Raw genomic sequence first — 16,173 nt, 5'->3', positions numbered from 1 at the left:
AGCCAACCATGCGATGCGCAGGCTGCATCCCAGCGGCACCCTCGGGCTCCGGCCCGTGCGGCATGCCCTGGCTGGCAAGGGTTTATGAACCGTCCACTACGGTCCATGGGTTCGAGTTGCGGACCTCTGGGGCGGCTGCGAAGATCGATCGCAGGCGTTGCGGAACGGGGGCAGTGAGGCACGCCACGAGCTGCGGAAGTGCGCCGACAGCTGATCTGATCCCCGTTGTTGAATTGCGGCCCAGTGCCGCCTTTCGTCACGCCTGTGATCAATTACGGGAGGAGTGGCAATGAGCAACTGTCCTGGATGCGGCGCCACGATCGGCATCGACGGCGACCGCAGAATCAGCGAGATCCTGGTCTGCCCGGAATGCTCCAGCGAACTCGAACTCGTGGCGGTCTCCCCGCCGGCGCTGGCGCTGGCCCCCGAGGTGGAAGAGGACTGGGGAGAATGACGACGGCCGGCGCCCCGGCGCGCGTCGCGGTGCTCACCTCGCGGGTCCGGGCTGACGAGAAACGGATCCTGCAGGCGCTCGACGACCGCCGCGTCCCCTACGACCACCTGGACAGCCGCACGTTGTGGCGGGCGCTGGCGTCAAAGGGCGACGCGCCCGCCCAGGTGGTCCTGAACCGGGAGATCGGCTACGCCCGGGCGCTGGCCGCCGGTCGGGTGCTGGAAGCCGGTGGCGCCGTCGTGCTCAACACCGCGGACACCGTCGCCCTCTGCGGCGACAAGTACCGCACCTCGGTGGCCCTGCGCGACGCCGGGCTGCCCAGCCCGGCGACCGCCCTGGCGCTCACCCCGGAGGCGGCGCTGAACGCCCTGGAGGCGCTGGGCTATCCGGCGGTCATCAAGCCGAGAGTCGGTTCCTGGGGCCGGCTGGTGACCAGGGTCCGTGACCGGGAGACGGCGGAGGCGGTGCTCGAACACGTCGCCGCCCTGCCGTCCCCGGACGCCCACATCGTCTACCTCCAGCAGTTCGTGGCCGGCCCCGACCGGGACATCCGGATCGTGGTGATCGGGGGGGAGGCGATGGGCGCCACGTACCGCCGCGCCGCCGGGTGGCGCCACAACGTCGCCCGCGGCGCCGGCGTGACCGCCTGCCCGCTCACCCCGGAACTGGCCGGCCTGGCCGAGGCCGCGGCCCGGGCGGTCGGCGCGGACATCGCCGGCGTCGACCTCGTTGAAGACACCGACGGCCGGCTGTACGTGCTGGAGGTCAACCACGGCGTGGAGTTCAGCGGATTCCAGGAAGCGATGGGCGACCACGTCTCGGTCGCCGACCGCATCGTCGACCATCTCGTGGACAGGAGGGCGTCGTGCTTCGGGTAGCGGTCGCCGGCGGAGCCGGCTACATCGGAGGCGAGTTGGTCCGTCTCCTGCTCGGTCACCCCCACGTGGAGCTGGCCGACGTGGCGTCGGATTCGCTCGCCGGCCGGCCGGTGGACGGTCAGCATCCCAACCTGCGCGGTCGGACCGACCTGACGTTCGTCCCGTACGACCGGCTCGCCGACGGCGGGTACGACGTCCTGTTCATGGCCCTTTCCCACCGGGACACGATGGGTCGAATGCCGAAGTACCTGGAACTGGCACGCACCGTGATCGACCTGTCGGGCGACTTCCGGCTCCGCGAGCCGGCGGCATACGAGCGGTACTACGGCGTCACCCACCAAGCGCCGGAGCTGATCGACACCTTCGTGACCGGCCTGCCGGAGCTGTATCGGGACATGGTGCGCACCGCCGACCGGATAGCGGTGCCGGGCTGCATGGCGACGGCCGGGATCCTCGCGCTCGCGCCCTTGGCGAAGGCCGACCTGATCACCGGCCCGGTCTGGGTCGACGCTCGGACCGGCTCCAGCGGGTCCGGTGCCACGGCCGGGCCGGCGAACCTGCACGCCGAGCGGAGCGGCGCGATGCGTGTCTTCGCACCCGTGGGGCATCGGCACGAGGCCGAGATCGCGCAGGCCACGGGCCTGCCGGTCCGGATGACGGCGACCGGGGTCGAAGCGGTCCGGGGCGTACAGGTGCTCTGCCGAGTTCCGCTGGCGGCCCGGGTCGGGGAGCGGGAGTTGCGCCGGATCTTCCGGGAGGCGTACGCGGACGAACCGTTCGTACGGGTGGTTGCCCACCGGCGTGGGCTGCACCGCCTGCCCGAGCCGAAGATCCTCGCCGGCTCGAACTTCTGCGACGTGGGCTTCGCGGCGGAGGACGGAGACACCGACGCCGTCGTCGTCGCCGCGCTGGACAACCTGGTGAAGGGCGGCGCCGGCAACGCCGTCCAGTGCCTGAACATCCGCCACGGCTGGCCCGAGGTGACCGGCCTGGAGTTTCCGGGACTGCATCCGAACTGAGGAGGCCGACGATGACCGGGATGCCGGTGGAGGACACCGCGGAGTTCGTGGTGGTGTGCAACAACGACGAGCAGTACTCGATCTGGCGGGCGGACGTGCCGGTCCCCGAGGGCTGGCGCCCGGTCGGCGGCCCAGACAGCCGGAGCGACTGTCTGCGGGACATCGCCGAACGGTGGACCGACATGAGACCGCTCAGCCTGCGCCGCGCCACCGGCGAGGCCCCGTGAGCGCCCACGACACAGATGCGGCCGGCCTGGCCGGTCGCGCGGCCCACCCGCGCTGGCGGGTGACGGAACTGTCCGGGGCCGAGGCGCGAAACCGGACCGCCGTCATCGCGGCGTTGACCCGGTTGGCGTATCAGGACTCCGATCCGCTGCCCGGCCTGCCGGTACCCGACGGGGCTCGGGAGCAGCCGTCCGACGTGGCGGTGAGCGTCGAGCGAGGAGCGGAGTTCTGGCTGGTGGAAGAGCCGGCTGGCGGACCGGTGGCGGCGATCCGCGCGGCGTCCGCCCCGGACGGGGCCTGGCAACTCGACCGGCTGGCGGTCGCCCCGTCCGCCCGGGGGCGCGGTCTGTCCCGGTTGCTGCTGGACCGGGTCGCGGCGGCGGCAGCCTCGCGCGGCGTGCCGCTGCTGCGGTTGAACGCCGTGGTCGAGCGCTGCCTGCCCTCGCTCTACTCGGGGCTGGGGTTCCGCGCCGTTCGACACTGGCCCAGTACCGACAAGCTGCTGACCGAGGTGACGATGGAACGCCGCACCACCGAGCCCGCCCGGGTCGGCGGGCTGACCGCGATGATGGTTGACGACAACGTGGGCGGGCTCATGGTCGGGTGGTACACCACGAAGGACGGGCTGGTGGCTCAGGTCGGCGACCGGGCCGCACTCCGGCGCTTCGCGGCGCACCGACCCGACGCCCGGCTCGCCGGGGTCGACGTCTGGCGCGGCGCCGTCGTCGACCGGGTCGAACTGTCCGGTCTGCTGGCCGGCCCGGGCGTCGAGACCCCGACCTTTCCCGGTGCCACGCGCGCGGATGTGCCCGCTCACCTGGCGCCCCGCACGGTCCATCCCGACCTGCACGCCCATTGCCGACTTCCCCCGGGCGCGGAGTTGCCGATCCTTTCGCCGCAGCCCAGGGAGCCGACGTCCCGCCGTTCCAGGGAGGTTGCGTGACATCCCGAGCCCCGTCCCCGGTGCGCCGGGAACCCGTACCAGTGCCCCTGACCGAGCACTTCGACAACGTCGGGTTCACCCAGCCCGACCAGCTCTCCTCCGGGGCCTTCAACATCTGGGGGAACACCTTCCCCGCCGACGAACTGCCCCCCGGCCCCGAGGTGCGACTAGACGGAGTTCCCTTCCTCATTCCCGCCGCCCCAGTCGGCTCACCGGACAACCTGCGGTGCGCCGGTCAGCTCGTCGCCGTCCCGCCGGGCCGGTACGACTGGGTCCGGTTGCTCTGCGCGGCCGAGCGCCGCACCGAGGACCGTGTCTGGTTGCACTACACCGACGGCACGATCGATCCGGAGTGGCTGCGCGTCTCCGACTTCTGGCCGGAGACCGCGCCTCGCTTCGGCGAGTCGCTCGCGTTCCGGTTCTCCCGGATGCACTATCCCCGCCACGTCGACCGCCGTATGAAGCCCGCGATCTGGAGCCAGCGACTGCCGATCACCCGAGCGGCGGAGCTGGCCGCCGTCCGGCTGCCCGACAACCCCGCCATCCACCTGTTCGCTATGACGCTCGTGCCCCCGAGCGACGGGGAGGAACGATGAGGACTGTGGTGCCGAATGTCCGAGCCTGGCGGCACGACCTCGGCGGCTGCCTGCATGCCTGTTTGGCCAGCCTGCTAGAGCACCGGGGCGTCGCCGCACTGCCGGTGCTCGGCGCCGGCTGGACGTTCCGGCACTTCCCCAAGGGCGTCCGGCGCGAGGAGTACTACTACCCCTGTACCGACGGCGAATCGCTGCTGTCGGCCGTGGCCCCCCACCACCCGGTGCGCTCGCGGTGGCACCACCCGGCCGACGCCGACGCCGGCTGGGCGCAGGTCCGGGACGCGGTGGCCGCCGGCGCCCCGGTGGCGGTGGCGGTGGACAACTTTCATCTCCCGTTCCGCCCCGCCCATCGTGACGTGCACTCCAACCACCTGATCGTCGTGCACGGCTTCGACGACAATCAGGGCACCGTACGGGTGCTCGACGCCGTGCCACCCGCGTTCCACGGCGACATCGGGCTCGCCGAGCTGACCGCTGCGCGCGACTCGGGCAACCCCGCAGTGCACGCGCGGGACATGTTCTTCACCGGGGTCGACATCGGCAACCGCTGGCTCAGCGTGGAGATCGACGGTGAGCCGGACCAGATCGGATCCCTCGACCGAGCCCGGGTAGCCCACGTTGTGGCCGCCAACCTCGATCACTTCCGCGCGCCTTCCTCCATCGAGGGCTACGTCGGTCTCGCAGGGCAGCGGGCCTTCCTGGACAGCGCCGTCGACGCGCTGCGTACCGGTGAGGACATCGGCGACGAACTTTTCGTCGCTGCCGGCGCCGTGCTGGCGTGCACCGCGCTGCACGCCGACTGGCTGGCGCTGGCCGGGCATGTCGTCGACTCGCCCGACCTGCGGGAGTGCGGCCGCGAGGTGGAGCGACTCGCCCACCACTGGTCCGCGGTACGGATCATGGCCGCCCTGGCCCGGACCGGTGACCTGGCACCGGCCCGCCTCGCGGGGCGGGCGCACACCCTGATGGCCGACCACGAGACGGCACTCGAGAATCTCGACCGAGCGAGGAGGCAGCTGTGACCAGTCAGGAGACCGCGTCGCGGACAGGGCGGTTGGCGATGCTCGGTGGCGAGCGGAGCGTGCCCCGGGAGCAGCGGATCGGCCAGTGGCCGCGGGTGACGGAGCAGGACGAGGCGGCGGTGCAACGGGCCCTCGCCTCCGGCCGGTTCACGTCCGCTTCGGCCGGCGAGGAGGAGATCGGCGCGCTGGAGCGGGAGTGGGCCGAGTTCGTCGGGACCCGCCGCTGCATCGCGGTGAGCAACGGCACCGCCGCCCTCTCGGTCGCCCTGGGCGCGGTCGGAGTACGTCCCGGCGACGAGGTGATCGTGCCCGCGCTGAGTTTCGTGGCGACCGCCATGGCACCCATGCACCTGCTGGCGGTGCCGGTCTTCGTCGACGTCGACCCGGTCAGCTACAACCTGGACGCCCGAGCCGTCGAGGCGGCGATCACCGCGCGTACCAGGGCCGTCGTGGTGGTCCACCTGCACGGCCTGCCCGCCGACATGACGGAGCTGCGGGAGGTCGCCGGTCGGCACGGCATCGCACTGGTCGAGGACGCGGCGCAGGCGCACGGGGCGGTGTACCGGGGCCGTCAGGTGGGCGGGCTGGGCGACGTCGCCTCGTTCAGCCTCAACGTCAGCAAGAACCTGGCGACCTGCGGGGAGGGTGGTCTGGTCACCACGGACGACGTACGGGCCGCCGACCGGGCGCGCATGCTGCGGCAGTTCGGCGAGTCGATCCCGGACAAGAGCGAGCGCAGCTACGTCTCACACGTCCTCGGCTGGAACCACAAGCCGAACTCGCTCCAGGCGGCATTCACCCGCAGCCAGCTCACCCGCTTCCCGGAGGAGTTCCGCCGGCGCGACGAGAACGTTCGTCGGTTCCTCGGGCGGATCGCCGAATTGCCCGGCCTCACGCCCCCACAGCCGCCGGGCGACCGTACCCATGCCTGGCACATCCTGCGGGTCCGGGTGGACACGGCGGCGTTCGGCCTTCCTGACACGATGACCGGTCCGCTCCGCGCGGCTGTTCAGCGCGCGTTGCGGGCGGAGGGGGTGCCGGCCGCGCCCTACCAGTTGATGCCGCTGCCCGCGCAGCCGGCGTTCCGGTACGGCCGTGGCTTCGGTGACCATCCCTGGCCGTCAAGGCTGCCGCAGTACGATCCGACGGCCTTCCCACACACCCTGCGCGTGCTGGAGGAGACCTTCACCATCCAGAAGGCACACCTGCACCCGGACGCCGGCCCGCTGCTGGAACGGTACGCCGACGCCTTCGAGAAGGTGTGGGAGCACCGTGCGCTGGTGCGTGACTACGCGGCCGGTCTGCGGTACGCACCGCCGTGGGAGCAGGCGGAGCGGATCGCCCGGCAGGAATGGACTGCCGTGTCCCGTTGAGCGGGCGCGTGACATCGACGGGGGCGTGGCCGAGCCGAGGGCCGGCCACGCCGCACGTTCAGCGGAGGGCGGGCAGCCTGGTCCGGTCGATCTTGCCGCTCGGCGTCAGGGGAATCTCGTCGAGCGCGACCACCGCGGACGGCACCATGTGCAGCGGGAGCCGCTCCATCAGCTCGATCCGGGCCGCCTCCCCGTCGAACCGGGAATCCGGTTCGGGGACCACGTACGCGACGAGCCGGGCCTGCGGCGTGCCGGCCTCGTCGACGTCCGCGATCGCCCAGGTGACGCCGCCGCACTCCTTCAGCGCGTGTTCCACCTCGCCCAGTTCGATCCGCATACCGCGGATCTTGACCTGCCGGTCTGCCCGGCCGACGAACTCCAGAAAGCCGTCCGACCGCCAGCGCACGAGGTCGCCCGTGCGATACATCCGGGCGCCGTCGCCGGAGAACGGATCGGGCAGGAACCTCTCCGCGGTCAGGTCGGGGCGACCCAGGTAGCCGCGGGCCAGGCCGGTCCCGGCCACGTACAGCTCGCCGACGGCACCGACTGGCACCCCCGACAGGTTGTCGTCGAGCACGTAGCACCGGTGGTTGTCCATCGCCCGCCCGATCGGCGGCGGCGCATCCAGCGGCTCGACCGGGCACAGGTAGTCCACGCAGGCCACCGTCGCCTCGGTCGGGCCGTAGCCGTTGTGGAACTCCCGATCCGGCGTACGCCACCGGTTGACCAGCTCGGCCGGGAACGCCTCCAGCCCGACGAAGAGAGCGCGCAGGTGAAACAGCGGTGCCGGGTCGAGCAGCCGCAGCACAGCCGGTGGCAGGTCGGCGATGGTCACCCGCTCACGAGCCAGGAGGTCCTGCAACTCGTCGACGTCCAGCAGCGACTCACGGGGCGCACCGACCACCGTCGCACCCGACCCGAGAGCGCCGAAGAAGTCGAACACGCTCACGTCGAACGCCGGATTCGCGAACTGGAGAACCCGGTCCCCGGGTTGGATCCTGAAGACCGATCGGGCGTTGAGCACGAAGTTCACCGCCGACCGATGCGAGATCATCACGCCCTTCGGGGTGCCTGTCGATCCGGAGGTGTAAATGACGTAGGCAAGGTCGTCCGGGTGTGCCTCGTCCGGCTCCACCGGCCTGGAGGCGTCGTCGCCGGACGGCACACCGTTCAACGTCAGTCGTGGTGTGGACGGCGGAAGCAGGTCGGCCAGCTCGTCGCTGGTGACGACCACAGCCGCGCCGGCGTCCGACAAGTGCCGGGACAGCCGCTCCGGTGGGTACGACGGGTCGAGCGGAAGCCAGGCCCCGCTCGCCTTGAGGATACCGAGCATCGCCACGGGCAGGTCCAGGCCGCGCTCCAGCAGCACTCCGACCACACGTTCCCGCCTGACCCCGAACCGGTCACGCAGCCGCCGGGCCAGGGCCTCGGCCGCCAGGTCCAGGGCGCCGTAGGTCAGCTCCGCACCCTCGAAGCACATCGCCACCGCGTCCGGGCAGGCGGTGGCCCACTCCTCGACCAGACGGTGCAGGAGAACACCGCCGTCCCGGTGGACGGGCGGCGGATTCCACTCCGGCCGTGGCATCGGCGGTGACTCGTCGTCCGCCGTCGTTGCTCGTCCGTGCGGCACCTGAACCATCGTCATCCCCCGTCCAACCGTTGTCCGGCGCATGCTCGGTCGCACTCCGTCGATCCTCCGACACCTCGGAAATGGCGGCAAGCCGAGTGCGGCGGCCCTTCCCTCAGACCCGCAGTCGAGAGGCCGACAGCTCTTCGTAGAACGGCAGGTGGTGTCGGAGATAGTCGCCCAGAACGGGGTGCGTCGACACGTCAACGGCGGCGGGACGTGGTTCGGCGTGGAATCCCGAACTCGCGCTGACCGCCTGGTGCCAGCGCTCGCTCGGCCGCCATTCCCGGCGGTGCCCGGGCCGCCAGTTCAGCGTCGCCTCCCGGTACGGGATTTTCACCAGATCGGAGTAGGCCCGCACCACCGCCCGCGGGTCGCGGATCAGATCTTCGGCGTCGATGACGACGGGGTCGCGCCCCGTCCGGTCGCGTACCGCGCAGAACATCTCGAACAGCGCCTCGAAGCCGATCTGGTGCCGCTCGACGTTCGGATTGACCCGGTGGTACGAGGCGATCGTCTCGGCGGGATGACGGATCAAAAACGTGCTGACGACGTCCCGGGCCAGGAAGTCCGGATCGGCGAGGACGTGGGCGTACCGCTCGTCAGAGGTGTCCTTGAAGAACAGTGGCCTTCGCTTCGCCGAGCGGCGGATCGCCTCCATCACCTCGGTCTCGGTGTGACATGACGCGCCGTCGACCTCGACCCGGCCGAACTCCGCCCGGTACGAGAAAGGCTCGTGCAGAACCGCGAAGTCGTCGCGCTCGCACATCATCCGGAAGAACGCCGTCGACCGGCATCGGGGCGCGCTCCAGAGCGCCAGGATTCCGGGCATGTTTCCCCTTCTCATCAGCTCCCCCTCCATCAGTGTCCGTCCCTACCGCTGGCCACGCACGGCCCGCATGCCCTCGCCGACTGTGACAATCGCCGGGACGAGTTCACGGATCCCGTAGCGCCGGAGCGCCCGGAGGAACCGGGGTTGGTCGGGTACGCGCGCGTAGTGGCAGTCCCACGACAGCGCACCGTCGGTGATGGCCTCGGCGCCGACGTAGAGCCCACCGTGCCGTAGCGGGTCGACATCGACCTGGTACGAATCGGGTACCGCCCTCTGCACCAACTGCTCCAGCGATCCGTCTGTCTCACGAACCGCGAAGATCGCCCAAACCTGACAACAGCCCTGGGCGGTGGTCAGCGCCGGCGCGTGCGCGCCAAGGAAGTCGAGGATCAGCTCATGGCCCAGCGGACCGCCGTACGCGATCAGGCTGCTCTCGTCGGGGTCCAGATCGACGAAACTGCCCCCGTCCACCTCGGGGTCGAACTCCGGTCCCGACGGTGCGGCGAAGACGACGTGGTCGTGGCGTCCGACATCGTCGACCTGTCGGTAGTCCGCCAACATGAAGGACGCGTTCGTCACGCCGTTCATGGCGGCATTGAGTGTGGCGAAGGCGACCGCGCGCGGGTTGAGATCGATGCCGACCACACGCGAATACCGATCGTGCGCGAGCAGGGCGAGACAGCCGGCACCGCACCCGACGTCGAGAAACTTGTCCCAGTCCGGTTGACGGGCCATCCGGTCGCGCAGCACCAACGTCCACTCGCCCGGTGGCCACACGCTGTACCGCGAACTCAAGATTTCGGTGTCGCCGTCCCGGTTGACGAACAGCCGGTCGGACATCAGGTAACGCGACTGGATCTCGGTGACCGCGACGCGGCTCTCCATCAGGTCAGAGTCGGCCGCAACCACCAGTCCGCAATCGTCGAGCAGTTCCTGGATGTCCGCCGGCAGCGTCGCCTTGTAGCTGCGGCGCGAAACAGATGCGCCGAACAGGAACAACCGAGCCAGCACGGCCAGTGCCCCGCGGTCGGCGTCGAGGTCGTGGCCGTACAACACCGCGGAACGGGCGCCATTCGTCACCAGCTCGTACGGCTCAGGTGCATCGACGAGGTCGGCGACGTTCTCGAGGGAGTAGCCGACGGACTTGAAGTAGTCGGTGAGACGGTCAAGGCTCGAACGACGATCGACCAGTTCGTGGATTTCCTTCTCGGCGAGCACTGCGCATCCTTTCTCGTGCGGCGGCTGCGCTTCGATACCAGCCCCAGGTCACCGTCGGCGGACCCATCCTCCATAGTGAGCAATCCTCGTCGCGGTCAAACCAGGCCCAAGCAGATATGTGCGGACTCGTCGCTCGGGGCAGGACGAACTCCCGATCCGGGCCTCGACTTCACCTGCGCTGGCCAACCTGTGCGCCTACCGACCCGACCGCCTCCTCACCGGCCTCCGCATCCAACCCGCGCAGCCACGCTCGCCATGCTGCTGGCCCAAGCTCTCGCGGCACCGTGGACCGACGCAGCGCGGCGACTTCGCGAAATCTCGGCAGGGGCGCGTCGAACCGACCGAGGCAGGGCTTGAGCAGGGCTCTTACGCCTGTTCTGCCGATCTTCGGCAAGCGGAGTCTCTACGCGATTTCGCACAGCGTTTGGGCCGGCAGGAGGTCTTGTCGCTGTCTGAACAGGGCGGCGGTAGCTTGGCGGTATCGGGGCCCTCGGCTTCCGGAGAACATGAGTGCATCCCATCGCGAGCACCTTGGCTGAGTCCGCCGGTCACAAAGACATGGAGGAGGCCAAGCGTGCTTGGCCTAGCGTAGTAGGCATGCGAGCATGAGCCAGTTCTCCGAGGATGAGCTGCATGGGGTTGTCTCCCGGTACGAGGCGACGCGCGCGGCCGCGTTGACCGAGCGGGACGAGCAGCTACGGGCGTTCCACGCGGCCGGATGGCGGCCGGTGGATCTGCAGCGGGTCACCGGACACAGCGGGGAGACGATCCGGCAGGCGCTACGACCGGAAGTCCGGCGCGCGGCCAACATCAGCCGGCGCCGGACACCACCCCAGCCGCCGACGGACTACCGGCCCTACGGCGACCGGAAGCTCTACAGGGTGGCCGAAACCCTCGCCGCGCTGCACGGCCCGACCGAAGGCACGGTGACGCTTCCGCGTCACCTCGACTGGTCCGGGCACGCCGAGTACGACCTGAACCGGACCGCGCGCCTGGCCAGCATGTACAAGGTGGTACTCACCGAAGCCAGCACCGTCGAGGACCTGAACACCTGGCTCGACGCCGACCTCCTCCGGCGGCTCTGGCCCACCCTCTGGCTGCCACCCCAGCTCCGCCGGCGCTGGGAGGAAGCCTTTCCCGAACTCGTCGCCGCCGGCAGCAATGCGACATAGCGACGGACCCGTTACTCGATCGCCTCAGAGTCCCCGCAAGTCGAACACCGAAGGGCCGCGTATCGAACACAGGCACGCCGCAGATCGAACGTGGTTACCCTCGCAGATCGAAACCGAGCCCGCTATCATCGGGTCGTGCCGACACCGCACCTGATTCCACGTCGGGCCGCCGCGCAGGTCGACGCCGCCCTGGCCGACACCCGCGTCGTGCTGATCAGCGGGGCACGCCAAGCGGGCAAGAGCACCCTGGTTCGCATCGTCGCCGGTGATCGTCTCGCCGAGCGCCGTGATCTCGACCGGGCGCAGGACCGGGCGGCGGCGACCGCCGACCCGGTCGGCTTCGTGGACTCGCCCGAGCTCCTGGTCATCGACGAGATCCAACGCGCTCCGGAGTTGCTGCTGGCCATCAAAGCAGCCGTCGACGAGGATCCCCGTCCCGGCCGGTATCTGCTCACCGGATCATCTCGGCTGTTCGGCATGGTCGCCGCCCCGGACGCGTTGCCCGGTCGGATGGAAACCGTCGAACTCTGGCCGTTCTCCCAAGGCGAACTCGACGGGCAGCCGGACGGATTCGTCGACGCCGTCTTCGCGCTCGGCCCGGACCTGCGCCACGAGTCGGAGGTGACCCGCGCCGACTACGCGGCTCGGATCATGCGCGGCGGCCTACCCGAGGCCACGACCCGCACCGACCCGCGCCGCCGCCAACGGTTCCTTGACGCCTACGTCCAGGCGCTCATCGACCGCGATGTCCGGCAACTGTCCGACATCCAGCACAAGGGCGAGCTACGCAAGCTGGTACGCCTGCTCGCGGCCCGATCCGCGACCGTCATCGCCGCCAACTCCCTCGAATCCGCACTCGGACTGAGCCGGCCGACGATCGCCCGCTACCTCCAGGCCCTGGAAGAGATCTTCCTGATCAAACGGATCCCCGGCTGGTCCCGCAACCTCGGCACCCGCGCCACCGCCGCACCGAAACTGATCTTCGTCGACTCGGGCATCGCCGCCAACGAGACCGCGACCGACGCCCGGGCGCTGCTCCGGCCGGGCGCACCATTCGGCCCGCTGCTCGAATCGTTCGTCCTGTCCGAACTCTCCCGTCAGCTCACCTGGTCCGAGCAGCCCGTCGATCTGTCCCACTACCGGGACCAGAGCAGGTACGAAGTCGACGCGGTGCTTGAGAACAGAGCGGGCCAGGTCGTGGGGATCGAGGTGAAAGCAGCCACCACCGTCGGACCCGACGACTTCCGCGGGCTACGCCGACTCGCCGACCGCCTGGGCGACGACTTCATCGCCGGCATCGTCCTCTACACCGGCACCTCCACGCTGCCGTTCGGCGACAAACTACGCGCCCTGCCGGTCAGCGCACTGTGGCAGGCTTCCGCCGCGGCTGGAGATTGACCTCGTCCGCTGGTAACTCCTCAGCCGGTCAGGGCCCCGAGGACCAGAGGACGCGGCCTGCTGATCTTCGGCCAGCGATTCGCCGCAGGACCGCGCAGCGAGCAGCACACGAAGTCAAGAAGTGAAGAGCCGCGGGTTGTCGGCCTTCGCCGGCAGGCACCTCGGACTCCATGTGCAAGAACCCGCGAGCGCGGTCTCGGGCACACCGTCACGCGCGTAGGACATGGTGACGATCACCACGCTGGGCAAACTCTCCCCCGACGGAAGAGTAGGTTCGGTACCGATGATCGAGGCGTGGCCCGGGTGGCACCTGGGGCGACCGATGCGTCCGGGCGATGACCCGCCGGCTGGCTGTTGCTGAACTGTGAGGAGCCGCGCCCCTTGCTCTGGGGCCGGATCCGTGCGCGTCCACGAGACGCCCGAGTGGAAATGGCTCTATGTCTTCTGTGCTGTCCGCGGTCGTCCGGCCGCGTCTGTCCCGTCCGTCGTGGCTGTCGCCGAAGGTGTTCCGCACCGAGGTCCTCGCCGGCCTGGTCGTCGCCCTGGCGCTGATCCCGGAGGCGATCTCCTTCTCGATCCTGGCCGGGGTCGACCCGCGGGTGGGGTTGTTCGCCTCGTTCACCATGGCGGTCACGATCGCGATCTGCGGTGGCCGACCGGCGATGATCTCCGCCGCGACCGGCGCGATCGCCCTGGTGGTCGCGCCGCTGGCGCGGGAGCACGGGCTGGACTACCTGATCGCGGCGGTGATCCTCGGCGGCGCGGTCCAGATCCTGCTGGCGGCGCTCGGGGTGGCGAAGCTGATGCGGTTCATCCCGCGCAGCGTCATGGTCGGCTTCGTCAACGCCCTGGCGATCCTGATCTTCGCCGCTCAGATTCCGCACCTGCTCGGCGTGCCCTGGCTGGTCTACCCCCTCGTCGCCGTCGCTCTGGCGATCATGGTCGGGCTGCCCCGGCTCACCCGCACCGTCCCGGCGCCGCTGGTCGCCATCGTGGTGCTGACCGTGGTCACCGTCGTCGCCGGCGTGGCGGTGCCGACCGTCGGTGACGAAGGGGCGCTGCCGGACAGCCTGCCCACCCTCGGCCTGCCGCAGATCCCCTGGACCATGGACACCCTCACCCTGGTCGCCCCCTACGCCGTGGGGATCGCGTTGGTCGGACTGATGGAGTCGCTGATGACCGCCAAGCTCGTCGACGACATCACCGACACGCACTCCAACAAGACCCGCGAGTCCTGGGGCCAGGGTGTGGCCAACATCGTGACCGGGTTCTTCGGCGGCATGGGCGGATGCGCGATGATCGGCCAGACGATGATCAACGTGAAAGCCTCCGGCGCCCGCACCCGGCTGTCGACGTTCTTGGCCGGCGTGTTCCTGCTGGTCCTGGTGGTTGCGCTCGGTGACGTGGTCGCCGTCATCCCGATGGCCGCCCTCGTCGCCGTGATGATCATCGTGGCGGTGTCGACGTTCGACTGGCACTCGGTCACCCCGGCCACGCTCAAGCGGATGCCGTACGGCGAGACGATCGTCATGCTGGCCACCGTCGGCACCACCCTGGCCACCCACAACCTGGCCATCGGCGTCGTCGCCGGTGTCCTCGCCGCCATGGTGATCTTCGCCCGCCGGGTCGCCCACCTCGTCGAGGTCACCAGCGTGCTCGACCCCGACGGCACCACCCGGATCTACTCCGTGCACGGAGAGCTGTTCTTCGCCTCCAGCAACGACCTCGTCGGCCAGTTCGACTACGCGAACGACCCCGACACCGTGGTCATCGACATGACCCACGCCCACGTCTGGGATGCCTCCTCCGTCGCCGCCCTCGACGCGATCACCACCAAGTACGCCGCGCGGGGCAAGGCCGTGGAGATCATCGAGCTGAACCAGCCCAGCGCCCGCATCCACGACAGCCTCGCCGGGCAGCTCGGCGTCGGTCACTGATGACCGCCACCAGCCGGGGCGCCGGGCCGGAGCGACACGCCTCCGGCCCGGCCACCGGTCGTCTCATGCAGATCGGCGAGGCAGCCGAGCGGGTCGGGCTGAGCATCCGGACGATCCGCCACTACGAGGACGCGGGCCTGATCGTGCCCTCCGCCCGCAGCGAGGGCGGCTTCCGCCTCTACACCGAACCCGACCTCGACCGCCTCGCCGTGGTCAGACGGATGAAACCCCTCGGGTTCAGCCTCGACGAGATGCGTGACCTGCTCACCGTCCTCGACGCTCTCGACACCGCCACCGGCGACGACCGCGCCGAACTGCTCGACCGGCTCGGCATGTTCCACACCGCCGCCACCACCCGCGTGACCGCGCTCCGCGACCAACTCGCCATGGCTGAAGGCTTCGCCGAGACCCTCCGCGACGAACTCGACCACCACGGCAGCCCGGCGGGCTGAGCACCGCCGCTGCCGACTATCCCTGAGCTGCACGCGGACGGCGCCCTGGATCGCCTGACCTGGGGATCAGCGACCGGGCTTGCCCGCAATCGAGGTGCGTCTCACGGCGCCCGGCGACCAGCGCCCCGGCGGCGAATCATGGCGTAGGGCCCGGCCAGCCGGCTGAGCAGCGAGAGGCCTCGACCTGGATCGGCCGGTCAGGTGCGCAGCACGTTGGCGTAGATCAGCCAGGCCAGCGCGGACTTGGCCGCGAGGCTGAGCACGATGTACGAGACCTCGCCGTAGCGGTAGTCACGCCACCGGCCGCGCTGGGCGTACTGCAGGGCCATGTTGACCGCGAAGCTCGCGAAGAGCAGGAACTGCACGATGATGATCGCCCACACGAAGCCGGGGATCTCCGGCGGCTGGGCGACGTAGACGCCGATCGCGAGCCAGGGAGCCAGGCCGACCAGCGAGCCGAACCAGAAGGCGCTCCAGTCGGTGCGGCCCGGCGTCTGCTGCCGCTCCATCAGCAGTCCGAACAGGATCATCGCGGTGTTCGCGGCGAAGATCCCGATCACCGCCGCGAGGTCACGGATCCCGACGAACAGACCGATCAGCACGATCATGATCGACGCGCTGACCGAGTACTCGATCCAGCGGGCGTAGTTGGCGCGCCGGTCGAGGTTGCGCTCGTACCAGCGGTGCACTCCAGGTGCGGCGGTGACGAAGTGGTCGAGCGCGGCCAGGAGCAGGAACACCGCCACCGCCGGTCCGACGGCGATCCGGAAGGCCACCTCCGGGAGCGTGGCGTCCCGCAACGTCACCGGATCCGCCGTCAGGTACGACGCGGTGATCGGCAGGGACAGGTCGCTGCTGGCCGCCCACATCCAGATGCCCTCGGCAGCCAGCAACACTCCGACGAGCACGTTGAACCCGCGCAACCGCCGGTAACGGTCACGGCCCGCCGCCGCGTGGTGCCCCATGCGCGTCACCATAGGTAGCCGATGAAGCCGCCCGCCGGGTTTTGAGCACATCACCGGCGCGC

Annotated in this window: 16 protein-coding genes; 12 read left to right on the top strand and 4 right to left on the bottom strand. The window is 70.1% G+C overall.

The features are described 5' to 3' along the window. The first annotated feature begins 289 nt into the window (after window positions 1–289). The 8 genes from lysW to KSK32_RS15385 are packed head-to-tail and all read left to right on the top strand — an operon-like array spanning window position 290 to window position 6,510. A complete protein-coding gene (gene lysW, locus KSK32_RS15420; protein WP_216931845.1) occupies window positions 290–454 on the top strand; it encodes a lysine biosynthesis protein LysW in 165 nt (54 codons plus the stop codon). After that, window positions 451–1,332: a RimK family alpha-L-glutamate ligase gene (locus KSK32_RS15415; RefSeq protein WP_216931844.1), complete on the top strand. Its 882-nt coding sequence runs from the start codon at window positions 451–453 to the stop codon at window positions 1,330–1,332. The genes lysW and KSK32_RS15415 overlap by 4 nt, the downstream gene beginning before the upstream one ends. Next, the gene (gene argC, locus KSK32_RS15410; protein ID WP_289256610.1) at window positions 1,320–2,351 is read left to right on the top strand and encodes an N-acetyl-gamma-glutamyl-phosphate reductase; all 1,032 of its coding nucleotides are present in this window, start codon (window positions 1,320–1,322) and stop codon (window positions 2,349–2,351) included. The genes KSK32_RS15415 and argC overlap by 13 nt, the downstream gene beginning before the upstream one ends. Before the next feature lie 11 nt (window positions 2,352–2,362). Next, window positions 2,363–2,578: an MbtH family NRPS accessory protein gene (locus tag KSK32_RS15405; protein WP_353939631.1), complete on the top strand. Its 216-nt coding sequence runs from the start codon at window positions 2,363–2,365 to the stop codon at window positions 2,576–2,578. Then, window positions 2,575–3,519 carry a GNAT family N-acetyltransferase gene (locus KSK32_RS15400; RefSeq protein WP_216931843.1) on the top strand — a complete coding sequence of 315 codons (945 nt, stop codon included), beginning with the start codon at window positions 2,575–2,577 and terminating at the stop codon, window positions 3,517–3,519. Before KSK32_RS15405 ends, KSK32_RS15400 begins: the two co-directional genes overlap by 4 nt. Beyond that, window positions 3,516–4,115, top strand: coding sequence for a hypothetical protein (locus tag KSK32_RS15395; protein ID WP_216931842.1), 600 nt, complete (start codon window positions 3,516–3,518; stop codon window positions 4,113–4,115). Before KSK32_RS15400 ends, KSK32_RS15395 begins: the two co-directional genes overlap by 4 nt. Beyond that, complete coding sequence (locus tag KSK32_RS15390) at window positions 4,112–5,137, top strand: BtrH N-terminal domain-containing protein (RefSeq protein ID WP_216931841.1); 1,026 nt, start codon at window positions 4,112–4,114, stop codon at window positions 5,135–5,137. Before KSK32_RS15395 ends, KSK32_RS15390 begins: the two co-directional genes overlap by 4 nt. Further along, entirely contained in the window at window positions 5,134–6,510 is a 1,377-nt protein-coding gene (locus KSK32_RS15385) for a DegT/DnrJ/EryC1/StrS aminotransferase family protein (RefSeq protein ID WP_216931840.1), read from the top strand. The genes KSK32_RS15390 and KSK32_RS15385 overlap by 4 nt, the downstream gene beginning before the upstream one ends. A 58-nt stretch (window positions 6,511–6,568) precedes the next feature. Here the strand turns inward: KSK32_RS15385 and KSK32_RS15380 are convergent, their stop codons facing one another. The 3 genes from KSK32_RS15380 to KSK32_RS34550 all read right to left on the bottom strand — a co-directional run bounded on the left by KSK32_RS15380 (window position 6,569) and on the right by KSK32_RS34550 (window position 10,187). Continuing rightward, on the bottom strand, window positions 6,569–8,095 hold the full coding sequence (locus KSK32_RS15380; RefSeq protein WP_216931839.1) for an amino acid adenylation domain-containing protein: 1,527 nt from the start codon (window positions 8,093–8,095) through the stop codon (window positions 6,569–6,571). A 157-nt stretch (window positions 8,096–8,252) separates the two neighbouring features. Further along, the gene (locus KSK32_RS15375; protein ID WP_216931838.1) at window positions 8,253–8,969 is read right to left on the bottom strand and encodes a hypothetical protein; all 717 of its coding nucleotides are present in this window, start codon (window positions 8,967–8,969) and stop codon (window positions 8,253–8,255) included. A 42-nt stretch (window positions 8,970–9,011) separates the two neighbouring features. After that, window positions 9,012–10,187, bottom strand: coding sequence for a methyltransferase domain-containing protein (locus tag KSK32_RS34550; protein WP_216931837.1), 1,176 nt, complete (start codon window positions 10,185–10,187; stop codon window positions 9,012–9,014). A 605-nt stretch (window positions 10,188–10,792) separates the two neighbouring features. Between KSK32_RS34550 and KSK32_RS15365 the strand changes: the two genes are divergently transcribed. From KSK32_RS15365 to KSK32_RS15350, 4 genes are all read left to right on the top strand, one after another. After that, window positions 10,793–11,359 carry a hypothetical protein gene (locus KSK32_RS15365; protein WP_216931836.1) on the top strand — a complete coding sequence of 189 codons (567 nt, stop codon included), beginning with the start codon at window positions 10,793–10,795 and terminating at the stop codon, window positions 11,357–11,359. 135 nt (window positions 11,360–11,494) lie between these two features. Further along, window positions 11,495–12,757, top strand: coding sequence for an ATP-binding protein (locus KSK32_RS15360; RefSeq protein ID WP_216931835.1), 1,263 nt, complete (start codon window positions 11,495–11,497; stop codon window positions 12,755–12,757). 437 nt (window positions 12,758–13,194) lie between these two features. Then, complete coding sequence (locus KSK32_RS15355; RefSeq protein WP_216931834.1) at window positions 13,195–14,694, top strand: SulP family inorganic anion transporter; 1,500 nt, start codon at window positions 13,195–13,197, stop codon at window positions 14,692–14,694. Beyond that, a complete protein-coding gene (locus KSK32_RS15350; RefSeq protein WP_216931833.1) occupies window positions 14,694–15,146 on the top strand; it encodes a MerR family transcriptional regulator in 453 nt (150 codons plus the stop codon). The genes KSK32_RS15355 and KSK32_RS15350 overlap by 1 nt, the downstream gene beginning before the upstream one ends. Window positions 15,147–15,343: 197 nt before the next feature. Here KSK32_RS15350 and heR read toward each other — a convergent pair whose 3' ends face one another. Then, on the bottom strand, window positions 15,344–16,111 hold the full coding sequence (gene heR, locus KSK32_RS15345; protein WP_216931832.1) for a heliorhodopsin HeR: 768 nt from the start codon (window positions 16,109–16,111) through the stop codon (window positions 15,344–15,346). Between the last annotated feature and the right edge of the window lie 62 nt (window positions 16,112–16,173).

This window comes from Micromonospora sp. WMMB482 (assembly GCF_019038635.1).
Taxonomy (GTDB): domain Bacteria; phylum Actinomycetota; class Actinomycetes; order Mycobacteriales; family Micromonosporaceae; genus Micromonospora; species Micromonospora marina.
This window is presented reverse-complemented; position numbering and strand designations above follow the sequence as displayed.